We start from the raw sequence: 18,496 nt of genomic DNA on the forward strand, positions 1-18,496 counted from the left end.
TCGCAAATACCTTATTTATATTGTATTGTAGAGCAGTAGTTATCCGTATTATGCAATAGAAATTTAATTGAACAACTAAAACAGATGAAAAAAAAGCTGACGCAAGAACAGATCAAGTGGTGGCATGAAGGAACCTGTCATACGGCCCATGAGATATTAGGAGCAAATACGGATGCCAACGGTACTCATTTTGCAGTATGGGCCCCGCGCGCCCATTCAGCAAGTGTTGTGGGAGAGTTTAATGATTGGGATGGCCGTGCGAACCCTATGAAAAAGGAAGAGTCCACCGGCATATGGACAACGTATATTCCGGGTATTGAGCAATGGGAGTTTTATAAATTTGAGCTGAAAACCAGCGAAGATTCTCCGCCATTTTTAAAATCTGACCCCTATGCAAAGGCCATGGAGCTGCGGCCCAAGACAGCCTCATTAGTGTACGATATGGAAGGTTTTGACTGGGGCGACGACCAGTGGCTTGCCGAACGGGAAGTGCGGCAGTCCTTTAGAAAACCGATCTCAATATATGAGGTACACCTCGCTTCATGGCGGCGAAAGGGGGAGGATAACATCGAGTATTTGACATACCGTGATTTGGCCGATCAGCTTATTCCTTATGCCAAAGATTGCGGGTTTACCCATATCGAACTTATGCCCATTGCCGAACATCCGTTCGACCCATCCTGGGGATATCAAATTACAGGCTATTTTGCGCCCACCAGTCGCTTTGGCGACCCAAAGGATCTGATGTATTTTATTAATGAGTGCCATAAAGAAGGGCTCGGCGTTATCATGGATTGGGTTCCCGGACACTTTCCGAAAGATGAACAGGGGCTGCAGATGTTTGATGGCACCCCTCTCTACGAATATGCCGATCCGCGCAAACGTGAGCAGAAAGAATGGGGTACTTATATCTTTGACTATGGTCGAGATGGCGTTCGAAATTTTCTGATTTCTAATGCTTACTACTGGGCCAAGTATTTCCACGTGGATGGTTTTCGTGTCGATGCGGTAGCTTCCATGCTCTATTTGGACTACTCGAAGCAAAACGGAGAGTGGACGCCTAACAAGTATGGCGGTAATGAGCATTTAGAGGCGATCGACTTTCTCAAAGATTTTAATACCATTATCCACCGGGAATTTCCGGGTATTTTGACATTGGCTGAAGAATCTACTTCTTGGGAAGGGGTTACCAAGCCCGCAGATCACGGAGGGTTGGGGTTTGATTACAAATGGAATATGGGCTGGATGAATGATACGCTGGACTATATTAAAAAAGACCCTTCTCAGCGTAACGATGATCCCAATAAGATAACCTTTCCGATGATGTATAATTATTCGGAAAACTTTTTACTGCCTTTTTCGCATGATGAGGTGGTCCATTCTAAAGACCCTATGGTCTGGAAAAGTTACGGAACGGAAGAGGAAGGCTTTGCCAACCTTCGTTTGTTATATACTTATTTCTACAGCCATCCCGGTAAAAAGCTTATGTTTATGGGGAATGAGTTCGCTGAGACAAGCGAGTGGTCTGAGGATCGGGCCCTGCACTGGCATTTGCTCGATCATGAACGACATCAGGGGGTGCAACGACTGGTTAGCGATCTCAACAGGCTTTATAAAGATGAGCGTGGACTTCATCAAAGGGATCGGGAAAGCGAAGGATTTGAGTGGATCGAACTGGGGCGCGAAACCCCAGGACTTTTTGCCTTTTTGAGAAAGGCTCAAAATCCATCTGATCATATTTTAAGCGTATTAAATTTTTCAGACTATTCTATCAATAGCTATCACTTGGGCCCCTTTGATGGTGTGCAATATCAAATTGTGTTTAATAGCGATTCGGAGTATTATGGAGGGCAAAACAGAGGTTCGCACTACGGGCAGATGGGCAAGCAGCATATATCCATACCACCCTTTTCGGGCCTTTTGCTAAAGCCAGTTGAGCATATATAATCTTATTTAAGGGCTAATACCAACAAAGATAGGGTTCTATTTTATTAACAAGCTGTATTTTAGTATATTAGTTCGTTTAATTTGTCAAAATTATAATGATTAATGGCTTTTAAGCTCAACCATCTTCCCAGTCGTACTGAAAAACCCCGAGAAAAAGGAATGACGCTGGTCCTGGATAAAGGACTAAGCGTACGTCAAGTAGAAGACTTTTGCGAGTCATGCTCCAATTATATCGATATTGTAAAATTAGGTTGGGGCACCAGCTACGTAACCCAAAATTTAGAAGATAAGCTGGCGGTCTATTCGAACGCCAACATTCCGGTTTATTTTGGGGGTACCCTCTTCGAAGCTTATGTGCTCCGCGATCAGTTGGACGCCTACATGGAGCTGCTCGATCGATTTAATATTGAGCACGCTGAAGTATCGAATGGCACGATATGGCTTTCCGACCAACGCAAGATTGAAATTATTCAACGCATGAGTAAACATTTCACCATCTTGTCGGAGATTGGAAGTAAGAATCCCAATGATATCATTCCTCCATACAAATGGGTGAAAATGATTGAGCGCGAACTTGATGCTGGGTCATGGAAAATTATTTGTGAGGCTCGAGAAAGCGGTACCGTAGGCGTATTTCGTCCCAACGGAGAAGTTCGTTCCGGACTCATTGATGAAATTGCTGATCAGGTGCCCGTCGAAAATTTAATTTTCGAAGCCCCTCAAAAAGAACAGCAGGTTTGGTTTATCCGAAAATTTGGAAGCAATGTGAACCTGGGAAATGTTCAGCCCTCCGAAGTTATTCCGGCGGAAACGCTTCGTCTCGGGCTTCGAAGCGACACGCTATTTGATTTTTATTCTCTTGATGATGAAGACATGAACCAGCTTTATGCTGACCAGGAAAATGGCAAGTCCGAAGACAAATAATACAATAGAATATCAACGAAGTTATTTTTAGATCTATATGAAAGTTTTATACGCTGCAGCTGAAATTTCTCCCTTCGCGCGAATGACGCACACCGCTGATTTGCTGCGTTTCCTACCAGCTTCTTTACAGGATAAAGGATATGAGATACGTATTTTGCTACCCAAGTATGGCACCATTAACGATCGCCGTAATCGGCTGCACGAAGTTATCCGACTATCGGGCATTGAAGTAGAGGTCGGTGAAAAGGTCGAGAGTATGCGCATCAAGGTCGCCAGTATCCCCAATGCAAAGCTTCAGGTGTACTTCTTGGATAATGACACCTATTTTAATCGGAAGGCGATGTTCATGAATCCGGATAATGGAGAGCATTATGATGATAATGACGAACGGATTGTCTTTTACAGCAAAGGAGTGCTCGAGACGGTAGCCAAGCTGGGATGGAAGCCGGATATTATCCATTGCCACGATTGGCCCGCAGGTTTAATTCCACTGCTTGCTAAAGAAAAGTATAATGACCTTGATCTTTTTAAGGATACTCAGGTTATCTACAATATCCACCATCCCGAAAACAACGGTGTATTCAATAAAAAACTGCTTGACCTTGTTGGATTACCCGATTCTTTCGACAAGGACAATGTTATTGAGGGGGACAACGTTGACTTGCGTACCCTCGGTTTAAAATACAGCGATCACGTTGTAACCGGCAACCACTTGACGGATGAACTGGATGACCTTTTTGGAGAGCTTAATATCTCGCCAAAGAAAATTCAGGGTTCTCCCGAAATGGTTTCTGATAAGTTTGCCGCCTATTACGACGAAATTGCCGGAACCGAGGAAGAAACTGAAGAATCATAAAAAATCTGAGTAGTATTTTGTTGCAGAACATTATGGGTAATGCCTTTCGAAACGCAGGCTATCTTTGCGTTACATTAATGTTAGGAGTTTTGATTGGCTGCGAAAGTCCGGGCTCCGTTGGTAGTGGTTTAACTGATTCGGAGGCCGACGTTGTCGTCTATCGGGATACCGTTGCGACCGTCACGACCGAGCAGTTTAATTCATACTCCGGCGACTATGCCTTCTTTTCCGCCGGTGGTTTCAACGATCCACTGTTTGGAGAGATGAGGGCCACGGGTATGATTAAACCCGCACTGCCTAACACAAGTAGCGACACTCTGTGGGATGAAAATACGGTTATGAAGATGCGTATCCTATTCGACTCCCCTAACGTTTACGGAGATACGCTTGCCGACCAGTCATTCGATGTTTATCAAATTGACGAATATTGGAGGCGACAGGCATTTAAGCTGCAGGATGACATCCGGATTGATGAAAGTCAAAAGGTGGCATCTTTTACGGTTGGATCAGAAGATTCCCTGGAAGTGCAGTTGGATCAGGCCTGGGTTAACGAAAATTACCGTCCCTACACCGAAGAACTTGCAGCAGACTCCACCGTAGATGAGGATTCGCTCTATGCCAACCAAGAGTTTGGATTGGCACTGGTGCCCACAAATAGCAATAAGATTATTCCAATCGATATTTCTTCTACCCGCTTTTTGATTGAAGATGCAGGTGAGGATACGGTACAGGTCGCCACCAATCAATGGGCCTTCTTTATGAGCAGGAATAACGAGCCGGCACTGCCTGAAGGGTCGGTTCCTGTGCACAGTCTTTTAGAGAGTGCCTTAAGTTTTAATTATGATCTAACAGAGATTGACAATATTTCCGGGCCCAGTATTTCCAGAGCGGAGCTCGTATTTCATCAAAATGAAGATGCCATGAACCAAACAGTTTCCGGTTCGGTTAAGCGTCCCCAGGCTCAGTCCGCGCTTTTGCATCTTATAGATCCTAATGGTGATACTCTAAGCAAGCTTGTGCCGGGGAATCCTGTTGCTAATGGTTTGTATTCCGAAGAGGATCAGGCTTTTCATTTTAATGTAACAGCCTTGGTCCAAAATGGGTTGATTAATAATGGATTGGATGAAGATCAACGATTTTATATTACACTGCCGGATAATGGAGCCATTAAGTCGAGTTTAATATCCGGTTCGGCAAGTGTCAATCCACCAGAACTTGTAATTACGTATTTAAAAAATAGTCAGTAGTCAACGTTGAGAAAACTTGTATTTATAGCGTTTTTATGTTTTTGTAGCACGGCAGCCCTTGCCCAAACGGAGGATGAGCAGGCCAAGAGTGGGTCTGTTTACTCGAAATTGGGTATTGGTTTTCCTGTTGGTTTAGCAAATACAGGAGCTCAATCAATGGGGGTAACCGGCGTATCTTATAATGAAAGTAATGTAGCAGGGCTGGCGAACCCGGCCCACTGGGGAAACACCGTCTATGGGCTTGGTTCCGGAGGTGTCAGCATCCGATCGTATAGCGCCACGGATGGATCCGGAAGTGCCCGTAATGCTGATTTCGGCATAAATCAATTTCAGCTGCAGCTGCCCATAGTGAGAGGTAAGTTTGGGATGTCGGGCTCTTTTAGTCCGGTCACGGAATCGAGTTTTCGCACCTACCAAGAAGATGTAACTTATGTTGGTGAAGGCGCTGCGCAAGATACCGTTCTTTATGGAATTGAAAATAAGGGCGGAGGCGGCGCGAATCGTGCCGAGTTGGGTTTTGGATGGAAAATAAGCCCCAATTTTTCTGTTGGTTATGCAGCTTCAGCAATATTTCTGTCAGCGGATAATACGTTTACCGGCGTATTTGCTAATAGTGAGTATAATCCTGTTAGTTATGCGTTCGAAACCAGTGGTGTTGGGTTTGGCAACAGATTTGGAGCCCAGCTTCGTTTACCGAAAACATTTGGATCTCAGGATGCATTGGGGTTAGGGTTAAGCGTAAGCTTACCGGTTTCTATCGATGCAGAAAGAAAGAAAACATCTGGCCAGAACGGGAGTTCAATATCGTTGACCGACTCACCGAATTTGGGGGATGGCAATATAACCTTGCCTATGACCGTTAATGCAGGGCTTAGTTATCATCCCAGCCGGTTAACCATGGTTGCTACAGAAGGAACATATGAAGGATGGTCGAACTTTGAGAATGATTTTAAGCCTTCGGAAAGCAACCTTTTTGTAGATCGGTATAAAATTGGTTTAGGATTCCAATATTTTCCGTACATTACAGGGTCTGATAAGTTTTTATCACAGTTTAAATATCGTTTAGGAGCCTCTTATGATACGGGTCATTTAGAGATTCAGGGGCAACAAATCAATACGTTGAAATTCTCCCTCGGATTAGGAATTCTGTCGCCAGGGCCTAATTCTAATTCTTCTATCGATTTGAGCTTTGATTACGGAATTCGCGGAACAAATAGCTTAAATCTGGTTAAAGAACAAATATGGGGCGTACGGTTAACGCTCAATTTGGCAGAATTCATGTTCTTCCGTCCTAAACTTCAATAACAGTTAGTTAAAATAAATTGAGCTTCAAAAAGTTTATAATGTGAATCGCATCAAAAAATAAAGCGTTATGAAAAAGCTACTTCTTATATCGGCTTTCATCTTCTTCAGCAGTAGCTGGACGATGGCACAGTCTTCGCCTGAACCTCCAAGCGGCATGAGCGAGATACAGGCTTATTCCATTTTTTATGAAAACTATAAGAATGATTCTTATGACGGGGCCCTACAATTTGGCCGCTGGATATGGAAGGCTATGCCAGAGACTATCGAGGGCTATTCAAAGTTTGATCTTAAAATGAATTTAAAACGGCTAATTAAGGTGTATGGAACCCTGTCCACTGATGCACAGGACCCTGCTTTGGGGCAAGCCTATACCGATACGGCTTTGACCATTTTCCAAAAGATCTCAGACAAGTATGGAGATAATTTGGATACCTACCAATGGTCGTTGCGCTTAGGTCGTTTTTATCAAAACCATTCCGACTATGTTGAGAATGCACCGGCTAAGGCTTCAGCTGAATATAAAAAGGCGTTTGATTTAAAGCCGGAGGAATTCACTAAAGCAGGAGAAGGCTATTATATACAGTCCATGCTGCAGAGTCTCGTTAATGATGGGCAGAAGGATGAAGCTCTTGCCGTCATTAAGCAAACAGAATCGTATGCTCCTGAAAAAGTTAAAGGATATTATGACCAGGTCCGCAATCAGCTTTTTGACTCGCCTGAAGAGCGTATCACTTACCTCGAAGGTAAGTTGGCAGATGACCCTGAGAATGTCGAGCTATTAACTCAGCTTCGAGATCTCTATGAACGACAAGCAAATAATCAAAAAGTCAATGAGCTGAGCAAAAAGCTTTACGAAATTGATCCAAGTTATGAAAATAGCTTAGCGCTCGGTGAAACGGCCATGAGCGATGCTAATTACAACGAGGCTATTAAATATTTTAAAGAAGCGTTGGGTAAGACCGAAAAAGCTGACCAAAAGGCAGCTATAGCGCTCAATATTTCGAATGCGTACCTCAACAAAGAGCAGCTGCAAAGCGCACGCCAATATGCGCGTACTGCATCCAACAACGATGACAGCTGGGGTAAGCCCTATATCCAGATAGCCGATATTTATGCACAGGCAGTAAGCCAGTGTTCTAATAATCGGGAAATGGAAACAGAAGATCGCGTGGTTTACTGGTTAGTGCTTGATTACTTGAGCAGAGCAAAAAGAATTGACAGCTCTGTAGCTAATGAAGTCGACCGTAAAGTTCAGGCTTATGCTCCGGTAACTCCTTCTACTGAGCAGCAGTTTTTCAAGAATTGGAAGGAAGGCCAGACATTACAAGTAAACGGTTCATTGAATTCTTGCTACAGCTGGATTAATGAATCAACGACGGTTCGCCGATAAGTTTTAAATATCGGCCAATCATCCTTATCTTTCTTTTAACAGATGAGCAGTGCAGCAATTAAGCTGCACTGTTTATTTTCCTCTCACTGGTACTAAAATCAAATTTAAAATTTTCAACTATCATTCTTGGCACTTCTTTTGTCGTACAAGAATGTCACACTTTAAGTAAAAAAGACCGGAAGTAATGGGACGTTCAAGAAACAATAGAAATCGCGGGCGTAATAAGAGCAAAAGCACTTTTGTGCCGCGGTTTAATAACAATAAACATGTAGAAGTAGCCGGAGAGTATAGCGGCGTTATTGAGATAAATTCCAAGGGCTATGGCTTTGCCCGCAAAAAAGATCATCAGTTTAGCTACGAACCCAGCGATCCCTTCTTGCGTCCGGATGAAGTAAAGCATCATAATCTGCGGCCCGGACTGTTTATCGAAGGGGAATATGAAGAAGATAATCACGGGAATCGGCATATTTATTCGATTGAGAAAATTAACGGTCGAGACCCTATGGATTGGCAGCGTGCTACCCGATTCGAGCTGCAAACACCTATCATGCCGGTAGATCATATTAAGTTAGGTGTAGATGCCGATAATATCGAAATGCGGGTTATGGATCTCGTAGCTCCCATTGGCAAAGGCCAGCGGGCATTGATTGTAGCTCCTCCCCGTACCGGTAAGACCGTACTGCTAAAAAAGATTGCTGAATCTCTTACCACCAATCACCCGGATATAACAACAGGAGTTTTATTGGTGGATGAACGGCCAGAAGAGGTTACTGACTTTTTGCGAACAACCGATGCGGAAGTCTTTGCCTCTTCTAACGACAAGCCCACTGAAAGTCATATTCGGATTACTGAATTAGCGTTAGGCTATGTAAAACGGAAAGCAGAAATGGGAGAAGATGCCGTCCTATTAATTGATTCTATTACTCGATTGGGCAGATCCTATAATAATGCGCAGGAAAGCAGCGGGCGTACGCTCTCTGGCGGACTCGATATTCGGGCCCTTGAAATACCAAAGAAGATTTTTGGATCCGCTCGTAAAATTGAAGGCGAGGGCTCGCTTACCATTATTGCCACCTGTCTTATCGAAACGAACTCCCGCATGGATGACTTGATTTTCGAAGAGTTTAAAGGAACTGGAAATATGGAGTTGGTACTGGATCGGAATTTGGCCAATGACCGAATTTACCCGGCTATCAACATCAGTGCTTCGGGTACAAGGAACGAAGACAAATTCATCGGTGATTCCATGGAAGAACGTAATATGGTTCGCCGCTACCTGCTGAAGAAATCTCCCAAAGAATCTATGCAAAGCCTGCTTAAGGTCTTGAAAAATACCGACAGCAATGAGGAGTTGTTAAATCAGATTGCCGCAATGGTTTAAAACCAAAGCCATTTGAATCAGGTCTTAAGATTAAAATAGGTTCGTCCCGATAGCGATAACATAACAGAAAAATATAAAAGCGTGAATTTAAATAAATTAACGACCGAAGTTGTTGTTTATAATATTGAATCAGCATTGAATGCCCAGAAAGGAGGGGCCGATCGGGTTGAGCTTTGCGACAATCCGGGAGGAGGAGGGACGACTCCCTCGTCTGGAACTATCCAGGTGTTAAGCCAGGAGCTTGATATTTCTCTATTTGTGATGATACGCCCACGGGAGGGAGATTTCTACTATTCTGAGCTTGAATTTGAGGCCATGAAGAGGGACATAGAGCGGAGTAAAGAGTTAGGGGCCGATGGTGTGGTCTTCGGTATCTTAACCAAGGATGGGAATATTGATGTAGGCCGATGCCGCGAATTAGTCACGTTGGCCCAACCGCTACAGGTGACGTGTCACCGGGCTTTTGATATGACGAAAGATCCGGAGCAGGCACTGGAGGCCTGTATTGAGGCTGGCTTTGATCGTATTTTAACTTCCGGACAACAGGCGCAAGCCCATGACGGGCTCGCCCTGATTACTGATCTCGTTGATATAGCAGATGGCCGAATATCCATCATGGCCGGCTGTGGGGTCAATGAAGAGACGGTTGAAGATATTGTAGCTGAATCAGGAGTCTGCGAAATACACCTTGCCGCTGCAGAAACCCGGCCCAGCCAAATGGACTACAAAAATGTGCAGATAGCAGGTATGGGCTCTACAAGTGGTAAAGAATATCTTGTTGATATCGCCAGTGAAAGCAGGGTTAAAGCTATTCGGGAGAAAGCCTTGAAGACCCGGGAAAAAGCTATAAATAAATTATAGCACTTAGAAAGTTAGTTCTGAGTGTTTTATTTTTGGCTTCAATCCATCCTTGATAGATTGATTTTTCCATTCTATTTGGATAATGTAGAGTGTTGATCTTAAAAGCCAAGACAGCCGTAAATTTCTTATGCAGATGATCAAGAAAATATCTAAATATATTCTCGGATTAGCGCTTTCGTACCTGGCTTTATTGGGAGGAGCTCATCTTGTTGGCTTTATCCATGGAATGATTGACTGTATGTAGTTTTTAATATACCGGCAGGCTGGTATCAATTTTTCGGGCCCACTCGTTGATACCCCCTTTCAGGTTTTTTACATTAGAAAATCCGTTGGTGCCTAAAATTTTACAGGCTTCGGCACTGCGTCCACCACTACGGCACATACAGACTATTTCTTTATCTTTTTTATCCTCTATTTCATCTATACGAGAAGCTAACTCGCCAAGAGGAATAAGGGTTGATTGATCGTAGTTAATATCGGATTGATATTTCTCAAAAGGCTCTCTTACATCCAAAACAAAGGTGCCTTCCTGGTCATCAATTTTCTGTTTAAGCTGCTCAACGGTTATTTCTTCCATAAATAAAATAAATCAAGTTTAAAATTAGGCGTATTGCACAAATGCTTTTAGATCAAAGCATTTTCTAAGAATCGTCGTATCGGTCTAACCGGAATTGGCTACCCAGGTAGAGTCTCCGGGCTTCTTCGTCGTCAGCAAGCTGATCTGCTGATCCTTCTTTCAGAATTTGTCCCTCAAACATCAGGTAGGCTCGGTCGGTGATGGCTAAAGTTTCGTGCACATTATGGTCGGTAATAAAAATACCGATATCCCGGTGGCGAAGTTCAGCAACAATTTCCTGGATGTCTTCAACCGCAATGGGATCTACGCCGGCAAAAGGTTCATCCAGTAGAATGAAGTTGGGATCGGTAACGAGAGCGCGAGCTATTTCGCAGCGTCGTCGTTCCCCACCGGATAAGCTATAGCCTTTGCTATCCACGACTTTTTCAAGCCCGAACTCTTCAATAAGTTGATCCGTTCGTTCTTTAATTTCTTTCCTGGAAAATCCTTTGAACTGAAGAATAGTTTCTAGGTTCTCCCGGACGCTTAGGTTGCGGAAGACGCTGGCTTCTTGGGCGAGGTAGCCGATGCCGAGACGGGCTCGTTTGTACATCGGCATATTGGTCAGGTTGCGATCATCCAGGAAAATTTGACCGCTGTTGGGGCTAACCAGCCCCACAAACATATAAAAGGTAGTGGTCTTGCCGGCGCCGTTCGGTCCCAGAAGTCCTACAATTTCTCCCTGGCTAACATTAATGGATACATCCGAAACAACCGTACGACGCTTATAGCTTTTGGTTAATCCCTTGCTGTAAAGTGTCTTTTTTTGAAGTTGTGCCGCCATAGTTAAAACGTTAACGTTTAAACGGAGGCGAGTTCGTGTAAAGCTGATTCAAAAATACGCTTGCCGTCATCCGAGCCCAGCATGCTTTCAACGGCACGCTCTGGATGAGGCATCATGCCCAGTACATTGCGTTGCTGGTTACAAATGCCTGCAATGTTATCAACAGAACCGTTAAAGTTTGCCTCTTCGGTTGTCTCGCCTGAACGATTGCAGTAGCGAAAAACGACTTGATCGTTATCCTGGAGTTGTTTTAGCTGTTCTTCATCGGTTACATAATTACCTTCGCCGTGAGCGACCGGAATTTCTAAGACTTCTCCTTTGTCTATGGTGCGGGTAAACATGGTGTCGGATGTTTCGCACCGCAGATAGGTCTGTTTACAAACAAAGCGGAGCTGCTCATTATGGAGCATAGCTCCTGGTAACAAGCCGGCCTCGAGCAGAATCTGGAAGCCATTGCAGACGCCCAGTACCGGTCTTCCTTTATTAGCAAATTCAATCACCGATTGCATGATCGGGGAGAAGCGTGCAATGGCGCCAGAACGCAGGTAATCGCCATATGAGAAACCACCCGGTACCAGCAAGAAGTCAATACTTGATAGATCGGTATCTTTATGCCAGAGAAACTGGGCGTTGGCATTCATCACATGTGCAAGAGCGTGATAGGCGTCGTGGTCGCAGTTCGAACCGGGAAAAACAATTACTCCAAAGTTAGCAGACACGGTGTTATCCTTTGATTTCGGTGACAAGTTGAATTTCTTTGAGCACGCCGTTGACTTCGAAACAATCTTCAAAACTACCCTCAAAGACTTCGGCTTTGCCCTCGTTATGTACTTTGTACGTTAGTTCTTCAGCGTGGGAATGGTTACATCCCAACGCCTTTTTTAGTTGGTCGATCACTTCCTTAAACGTATGGATGTCGTCATCATAGAGAATAACCCGCCAAGGGGTTTTTCCGTGTTCATCCTCCAGTTCTTTCTCTAAGACATCGACCTCAATGTCGGGTGTTTCCTGTTTGCCAGGGTCAGATCCCCATACATTCACAAGCGGATCAAGCATAGCAAAACGAATTAATTTTTCTGAATCGTAATCTCAAAATCTTCCATTACTTCGTTAGCCAGCAGCTTCGTGCAGGCATCTTCGGCAATATCATAAGCCGTATCTTTATTGTCGGCATCGATATTAAGCTCAATAAGTTTACCTATGCGGACATTTTCAACCTCGGTCAACCCCAGGTCTTTAAGGGCATGATGAGCAGCTTTGCCTTTTGGATCTAAGATCGATTTACGCAGTGTTACGTTTACAGTAGCCTTGTACATCAGTATAAAAAATTGTGCAGTTTTAAATGAGGGTAAAGTTAATCTTTATTTAGCTTAGCTGCTACCCGTTCGGCTATAAAATTCTGAGCCGCTTTCGAAGAGGTATTTTCAAGGTTAATCCAGTGGATGAAATCCCACCGACGGAACCACGACAGCTGCCGCTTGGCATATCGGCGGGTTTTGGTTTTCATGTCTTTAACCATCTTTTCGCGTGATATATTGCCCTGTATATGGCGGATAGCCTGCTTGTAGCCAACGGTATTGATTCCCGGGTCTTGCAGGCTGTATCCGCGTTCTAAGATTGATTTAACTTCTTCAAGGAAGCCTTGTTCAAACATAGAATCTACGCGCTGGTTGATACGATCATACAGTGTCTGCCGATCGCGATGGAGGCCAAAGACAAGCATGTCGTCGGGGACGGAGATGGTGTTATTATCCGAGTGGAAAGAGCTGAAAGGGCGGTCGGTTTGCATCCATACGTCAAGGGCACGAATGATACGCTGTGTATTCATTCCGTCCATTTTTTGTGCGTATTCCGGATCTACTTTTTGCAATCGCCGAAACAACGGTTCGATCCCTTGATCTTCAATTTGTGCTTCCAGATTGGCAATATTTTTCTCATTTGCTTTGGGTACATCATCCAGCGGTTGGATGGTGCACTGAACATGAAGCGTGCTGCCCCCTACAAAGAGTACGTTTTTACCTCGTGCTTCGATTTGCTGTCGCCACTGTTTGGCTCGCTCTTCATATTTGGCTACGCTGTCTTTGGTAGCAGGATCTATGATGAAAAGGTTATAGTGCGGTATATCGGCGCGTTCTTCTTTCGTAGGAGTAGCGGTACCAATATTTAAGTATTTATAACATTGACGGGAATCAACCGATATTATTTCAGCGTTTAAACGGTTCGCCAAATTCACCGAAAGAGCAGTTTTGCCTACAGCTGTAGGACCAATGAGTAAGATTCGCACAAAAGAGAGGTTAAATTCAACAGGATTTTGTAAGACCTAATATAAAAATATAGTATGTTTTTTTAGATATAGCCTGCATATAAAATTGCTGGTTAGTATGTTGTCTGAAAATAAAGTCAATTTGGTCAGTTATTGAATTCGAAATTATAGAGAAGCTCATGAGATTACCCAATCACACCCGCATACAAAGAGGATTAGTAATTGCAGCCTGCCTGATTTTCGGTATCGTACAGTTGTCACAGGCACAGTCAACTGATCATGACTTTAATCCCGAGGCTCTCGATGTTTCGTGGAAGTTGGTAGATAATGCCTATGGTGAGTCGGTCCAATACCACTCAACACTGACGCTCACCAACACGGGCGATGAACCCATTCCTGCTGAGGGATGGAGTCTCTATTTGAATAACCTGGCAGGCGAGGTTCAGTCGGAGCAATTTGAACTCATACATAAAAATGGAGACCTGTTTACGATCAACCCCACCTCCGCTTTTAAGGGACTTGAGCCAGGGGCTACGCTTGAGTTGAAGGTCACTTCGCCCGGGCTTGCGTTAAACGTATCCAGTTCTCCCTATGGATTATATTGGGTCTGGGATTCTAAGCCGGATGATGGTATTTCGATTGGAGAATACACGGTAGAACAAGTTGACGATCACGAAAAGATTAGTTTAGGCCTGCAAGCTGACTCGCCAGCGCCAATGTACGAAACGGTTTATCAACAAAATAAGCAGATCAAAAGTCTGTCCGCTGATGAATTGACTAAAGTTTTTCCCTCGCCCGTTGCTTATGAGGAGCTGGACCAGGAATTCCAACTATCGGCCGATATCCCGATCCAATACAATCCGGATTTTAGTAATGAAGCAGCCTATTTCTCTAAAGAGCTTGAAAATATTTTTGGGCGTAAGTCAGAGGTCAAAACAGAACCAACAGCGACACCTAAAATCCATCTCCGTAAAGGTGAGGAACCATCTGGAGAAGGATACGAACTGCGCGTTACTGATGATGCAATTACCATTACGGCTTCCCAACCAGCGGGTATTTTTTATGGCATTCAATCGGTGAAAACGTTGCTTCCGCCATCCGCATGGGCATCGGAGGAATCCAGCTTGGTAGTGCCCGGCGTGGAAGTAACGGATGCGCCTCGTTTTGGTTACCGATCGTTTATGCAGGATGTGGCGCGTAATTTCAGAACCAAAGAACAGATTCTGAAGACGCTGGATCTGATGGCCTTGTACAAATTGAATGTCTTTCACTTCCACTTCAACGATGACGAAGGCTGGCGCATTGAAATTCCGGGACTGCCGGAGCTAACCGAAGTAGGCAGTGAGCGCGGGCATACGCTGGATAACCACGAGAGGTTACAGCCATCCTATGGATCAGGGCCTGACAGCACCTATCCGGGGAGTGGGTATTATTCGACCGAAGATTTTATAGATATCTTAAAATACGCTACTGAACGACATATCCGGGTTATTCCGGAAATTGAGACACCCGGGCATGCACGAGCCGCTATTAAATCGATGGATGCCCGCTATCGCAGGCTGATGAAGCAGGGCAAGGAGCAGGAAGCTAAAAAATATTTGTTGCGCGATCCCGGGGATACTTCCACCTACCGTTCGGTGCAGGGCTGGGATGACAATGTCATAAATGTGGCCCTGCCATCCACCTATGCGTTTCTTGAAAAAGTGGTTGATGAGCTTGCCGCTATGTATGATGAGGCTGGTGCTCCGTTGTATCGCATCCATATGGGTGGGGATGAAGTGCCGGCGGGTGTGTGGGAGCAGTCGCCTGTCGTAGATCAGTTAATTGCAGGTAACCCGGATGTGGAATCCACCGGTGATCTCTGGAGCTATTTCTACCAAAAAGTTAATGCTTTGCTGAAAGAGCGCGGATTTGCTCTTTATGGATGGGAGGAGGTCGGTATGAGGGAGGCCTTATGGAGTGGCGAGTCACACTCGGTTGTTGATTCTGCTTTTGCCGAACAGGATGTCCAACTCGATGTGTGGAATAACCTGGTGGGTTCTGGTGATGAAGACCTCGCCTACCGGCTGGCCAACGGTGGATATAAGGTTGTGCTTTCCGGGGTGTCCAACTTCTACTTTGACCTGGCTTATCAAAAAGCGTTTCCCGAACCGGGCCTTTATTGGGGCGGGTTCCAGGATCTGGAGAAACCTTTTTCTTTCATCCCCTACAACTTTTATAAAAATGCCCGTATAGATCGTTTCGGCCGCAAACTCAATGATTCGTATTATCAGGATATGGAACGTCTAACGGATGAGGGGCGTGCGAACATCGTTGGGATACAGGGATTGCTGTGGGGTGAAAAGCTTATCAGTCGTGAACGCCAAGAGTATATGCTACTTCCCAAACTGCTGGGCTTGGCCGAGCGAGCGTGGGCCCCACAGCCGGACTGGGCTCTCGAAGCAGACAGTTCGACTTGGAATAGTGAGTACAACCGGGATTGGAATCGGTTTGTAAACAAAGTCGGTATGCGAGAATTGCCGCGCCTTGACCATTACTCCGGAGGGTTTGAGTACCGAATTCCCACCGCCGGCGCAACGGTAATAAATGAAGAGGTCAAAGCAAATGTACAGATGCCCGGTTTTACCATCCGTTACACCACGGATGGTTCTGAACCAACGATCAACAGCAGAGAATATATAAGACCTATTCCGAGTGAAGAGATGATTAAATTTAGGGTATTTAACCGATCTGGCCGTGGCGGAAGAACCATTAAAGTTGAATTGTAGGAAAGGCTACGGACCGCAAAATAGAGGCTTAAAGTGCTTTAAATCCACCGAAAATTTTATAGATAATACCGGTGTAATTTGGTTGCTAAGAGAGCGAGGATTTATTAGTATAAGGTACTTATTCTGTGGACTGTTTTTGAAGTCTGATAAACGTTCAGCAAAAAAATATTATCTATGAGATTCAATGTATCAAGCAGCGAATTAGTTAAAGCACTATCGGCCGTTTCGGGGGCTGTTCCAAATAAAGCAACTCTGCCCATCCTGGAAACTATTCTATTTGAGAGTGCCGATGGGCAACTGCGCTTAACGGCAACCGATTTAGAAATTTCGATTATCGAAACAATGAATGCCGATATCGACGAAGATGGTGCCGTGGCTATACCCGCTCGTCGGTTAACGGATACCTTGCGACAGCTGCCTGATATTCCCGTTGCTTTTGAAGTGGATGAAAAATTTAACGTCAAATTCCGCACAGATAAAGGAACATACAAGCTGGTTGGGGAAGATCCGGATGAGTTTCCCGAGGTGCCCAACCTTGATGAAGGACATAAGCTGGAAACGACAAAAGAAAATGTGCTGAAGGCTATTAATAAAACTTTGTTTGCGGTTTCTAATGATGACCTTCGTCCGGCAATGATGGGGGTGTACTTTGATATCGGTCCGGAGGAGAGCAAATTTGTTGCTACTGACGGCCACCGCTTGGTTCGTTACATCAAACAGGATCTGACCAGCGAGGAGGAAGTGAGCTTCATTGCCCCGGAGAAAGCACTGAATCTCGTCCAGAAAGCACTCCATGCTGAAGAATGTGTGTTGACTATCACCGAAGATCATCTTCGCTTTAAAAGCGGAAATACCACCGTCATTACGCGGTTGATTAATGAGCAGTATCCCAACTATGATTCAGTTATCCCCCGCGAAAATGATAAGACGCTGGTGATCAACAAAGAGCAGATGCTGGCAACCGTAAAGCGTGTGGCTATTTTTTCAAGTTCTACAACGCGTCAGATTCGCCTGCAAATGAAATCGGATAAACTGACGATCCGAGCCGAAGATATTGACATGAGCAGCGAAGCTAAGGAAACCATTGCCTGTGAATACGATAATGAAGAGATGGAAATTGGCTTCAATGCCAAATATCTGGCGGATGTCTTGGGCAATGTAGATGATGAGGAAGTGTACTTCGAATTTTCAACTCCCAATCGGGCAGGAATCGTCAAGCCTTCTGAAGAGGAAGACGATGAACAGATTCTGATGCTCGTGATGCCGGTGATGTTGAACACCTATGCGTAATGTGATAACGCTTACGACCGATTTTGGTCTGCAAGATTACTATGTGAGCGCCATGAAGGCCGTGATGCTGGGCATTGCCCCTGAGGCACGCTTTGTGGATGTTTCTCACGATATCCCTTCACAGGATATCATGGCCGGATCATGGGTATTGAAGAATTCGGCCATGCTTTTTCCTTCCAATACCGTGCATACGGTCGTTATTGATCCCGGGGTAGGCACCGATCGTCATGCCGTCGCTATGAAAGTAGAGGATCAGTATTTCGTGGGACCCGATAACGGCATTTTTTCTCTGTTGACTGCTGATCGTGAATATACCGCAGTGAGGTTGACAAAAAATCAGTATTTACGGGAGCACCATTCCGATACGTTTCATGGGCGTGATATTTTTGCCCCGGCCGCTGCTCACCTTAGTCGGGGCGTTCCTCTTGAGGAGCTGGGCGAACCCCTCGATGAGCTGGTCAGTTACCGTTGGATGCAACCCATAGCTGACAAAGACGGATTGGAAGGCAATATCATTCACATCGACAAGTTTGGAAACCTGATTACCAACATACCATATAGCCTCATTGAAGATGCTATTGCTGATAAGAGTGTGAAAATTTATGTTGGTAATATTATTCTGAATGATATAAAGCAAACGTTTGGTGCGGTTGCAGAGGGAGAGCCCGTAGCTTATATCGGCAGTGCCGGCATGCTTGAGATTGCGATCAATAAAGGAGATGCCGAAGAGATGTTAGGAATCCAAAAGGGAGCACAAATTTCTCTGATCCTCCAGAAATAGCATAGTTTGAGCGTAACACTCTTCGCTTGGATAACGTATCAGGAAGGGTATTAACAAGTAGAGCTTACAAGCAGACTGTGAAA

At 44.8% G+C, this 18,496-nt stretch carries 17 protein-coding genes; 11 read left to right on the forward strand and 6 right to left on the reverse strand.

Annotated features, from left to right (window positions below):
- The first annotated feature begins 84 nt into the window (after positions 1 to 84).
- The 8 genes from glgB (at position 85) to J6I44_RS08330 (ending at position 9,911) form a co-directional block, all read left to right on the forward strand.
- Positions 85 to 1,947, forward strand: a complete 1,863-nt coding sequence (glgB, locus tag J6I44_RS08295) for a 1,4-alpha-glucan branching protein GlgB (protein ID WP_265765596.1) — start codon at positions 85 to 87, stop codon at positions 1,945 to 1,947.
- A gap of 102 nt (positions 1,948 to 2,049) precedes the next feature.
- On the forward strand, positions 2,050 to 2,871 hold the full coding sequence (locus tag J6I44_RS08300) for a phosphosulfolactate synthase (protein ID WP_265765597.1): 822 nt from the start codon (positions 2,050 to 2,052) through the stop codon (positions 2,869 to 2,871).
- A gap of 37 nt (positions 2,872 to 2,908) precedes the next feature.
- Positions 2,909 to 3,727: a glycogen/starch synthase gene (locus J6I44_RS08305; RefSeq protein WP_265765598.1), complete on the forward strand. Its 819-nt coding sequence runs from the start codon at positions 2,909 to 2,911 to the stop codon at positions 3,725 to 3,727.
- Positions 3,728 to 3,816: 89 nt separating this feature from the next.
- Complete coding sequence (locus J6I44_RS08310; protein WP_265765599.1) at positions 3,817 to 4,974, forward strand: hypothetical protein; 1,158 nt, start codon at positions 3,817 to 3,819, stop codon at positions 4,972 to 4,974.
- Positions 4,975 to 4,980: 6 nt separating this feature from the next.
- Positions 4,981 to 6,279: a hypothetical protein gene (locus J6I44_RS08315; RefSeq protein ID WP_265765600.1), complete on the forward strand. Its 1,299-nt coding sequence runs from the start codon at positions 4,981 to 4,983 to the stop codon at positions 6,277 to 6,279.
- Positions 6,280 to 6,346: 67 nt separating this feature from the next.
- Entirely contained in the window at positions 6,347 to 7,669 is a 1,323-nt protein-coding gene (locus J6I44_RS08320; RefSeq protein WP_265765601.1) for a tetratricopeptide repeat protein, read from the forward strand.
- 184 nt (positions 7,670 to 7,853) lie between these two features.
- The gene (gene rho, locus J6I44_RS08325; protein WP_265765602.1) at positions 7,854 to 9,050 is read left to right on the forward strand and encodes a transcription termination factor Rho; all 1,197 of its coding nucleotides are present in this window, start codon (positions 7,854 to 7,856) and stop codon (positions 9,048 to 9,050) included.
- 81 nt (positions 9,051 to 9,131) lie between these two features.
- Positions 9,132 to 9,911 (forward strand): copper homeostasis protein CutC, encoded by a 780-nt coding sequence (locus tag J6I44_RS08330; protein WP_265765603.1) that lies wholly within the window; start codon positions 9,132 to 9,134, stop codon positions 9,909 to 9,911.
- 247 nt (positions 9,912 to 10,158) lie between these two features.
- Here J6I44_RS08330 and J6I44_RS08335 read toward each other — a convergent pair whose 3' ends face one another.
- The 6 genes from J6I44_RS08335 to miaA form a co-directional block, all read right to left on the reverse strand.
- Entirely contained in the window at positions 10,159 to 10,488 is a 330-nt protein-coding gene (locus J6I44_RS08335) for a rhodanese-like domain-containing protein (RefSeq protein WP_265765604.1), read from the reverse strand.
- A 64-nt stretch (positions 10,489 to 10,552) separates the two neighbouring features.
- Entirely contained in the window at positions 10,553 to 11,311 is a 759-nt protein-coding gene (lptB, locus tag J6I44_RS08340; RefSeq protein ID WP_265765605.1) for an LPS export ABC transporter ATP-binding protein, read from the reverse strand.
- A gap of 17 nt (positions 11,312 to 11,328) precedes the next feature.
- Positions 11,329 to 12,030, reverse strand: a complete 702-nt coding sequence (purQ, locus tag J6I44_RS08345) for a phosphoribosylformylglycinamidine synthase subunit PurQ (protein ID WP_265765606.1) — start codon at positions 12,028 to 12,030, stop codon at positions 11,329 to 11,331.
- 4 nt (positions 12,031 to 12,034) lie between these two features.
- Positions 12,035 to 12,367: an ATP-dependent Clp protease adaptor ClpS gene (locus J6I44_RS08350; RefSeq protein WP_265765607.1), complete on the reverse strand. Its 333-nt coding sequence runs from the start codon at positions 12,365 to 12,367 to the stop codon at positions 12,035 to 12,037.
- Positions 12,368 to 12,378: 11 nt separating this feature from the next.
- Positions 12,379 to 12,627 carry a phosphoribosylformylglycinamidine synthase subunit PurS gene (gene purS, locus J6I44_RS08355; RefSeq protein WP_265765608.1) on the reverse strand — a complete coding sequence of 83 codons (249 nt, stop codon included), beginning with the start codon at positions 12,625 to 12,627 and terminating at the stop codon, positions 12,379 to 12,381.
- A gap of 38 nt (positions 12,628 to 12,665) precedes the next feature.
- A complete protein-coding gene (gene miaA, locus J6I44_RS08360; RefSeq protein ID WP_265765609.1) occupies positions 12,666 to 13,595 on the reverse strand; it encodes a tRNA (adenosine(37)-N6)-dimethylallyltransferase MiaA in 930 nt (309 codons plus the stop codon).
- A gap of 158 nt (positions 13,596 to 13,753) precedes the next feature.
- Here miaA and J6I44_RS08365 point away from each other — a divergent pair, with 158 nt between their 5' ends.
- From J6I44_RS08365 to J6I44_RS08375, 3 genes are all read left to right on the forward strand, one after another.
- Positions 13,754 to 16,342, forward strand: a complete 2,589-nt coding sequence (locus tag J6I44_RS08365) for a family 20 glycosylhydrolase (RefSeq protein WP_265765611.1) — start codon at positions 13,754 to 13,756, stop codon at positions 16,340 to 16,342.
- 174 nt (positions 16,343 to 16,516) lie between these two features.
- Positions 16,517 to 17,632, forward strand: a complete 1,116-nt coding sequence (dnaN, locus tag J6I44_RS08370) for a DNA polymerase III subunit beta (protein WP_265765612.1) — start codon at positions 16,517 to 16,519, stop codon at positions 17,630 to 17,632.
- Positions 17,625 to 18,413 carry an SAM hydrolase/SAM-dependent halogenase family protein gene (locus tag J6I44_RS08375; RefSeq protein WP_265765613.1) on the forward strand — a complete coding sequence of 263 codons (789 nt, stop codon included), beginning with the start codon at positions 17,625 to 17,627 and terminating at the stop codon, positions 18,411 to 18,413. The genes dnaN and J6I44_RS08375 overlap by 8 nt, the downstream gene beginning before the upstream one ends.
- Positions 18,414 to 18,496 lie beyond the last annotated feature (83 nt).

The organism is Fodinibius salsisoli, from assembly GCF_026229185.1.
GTDB classification, from domain to species: Bacteria; Bacteroidota; Rhodothermia; order Balneolales; family Balneolaceae; genus Fodinibius; species Fodinibius salsisoli.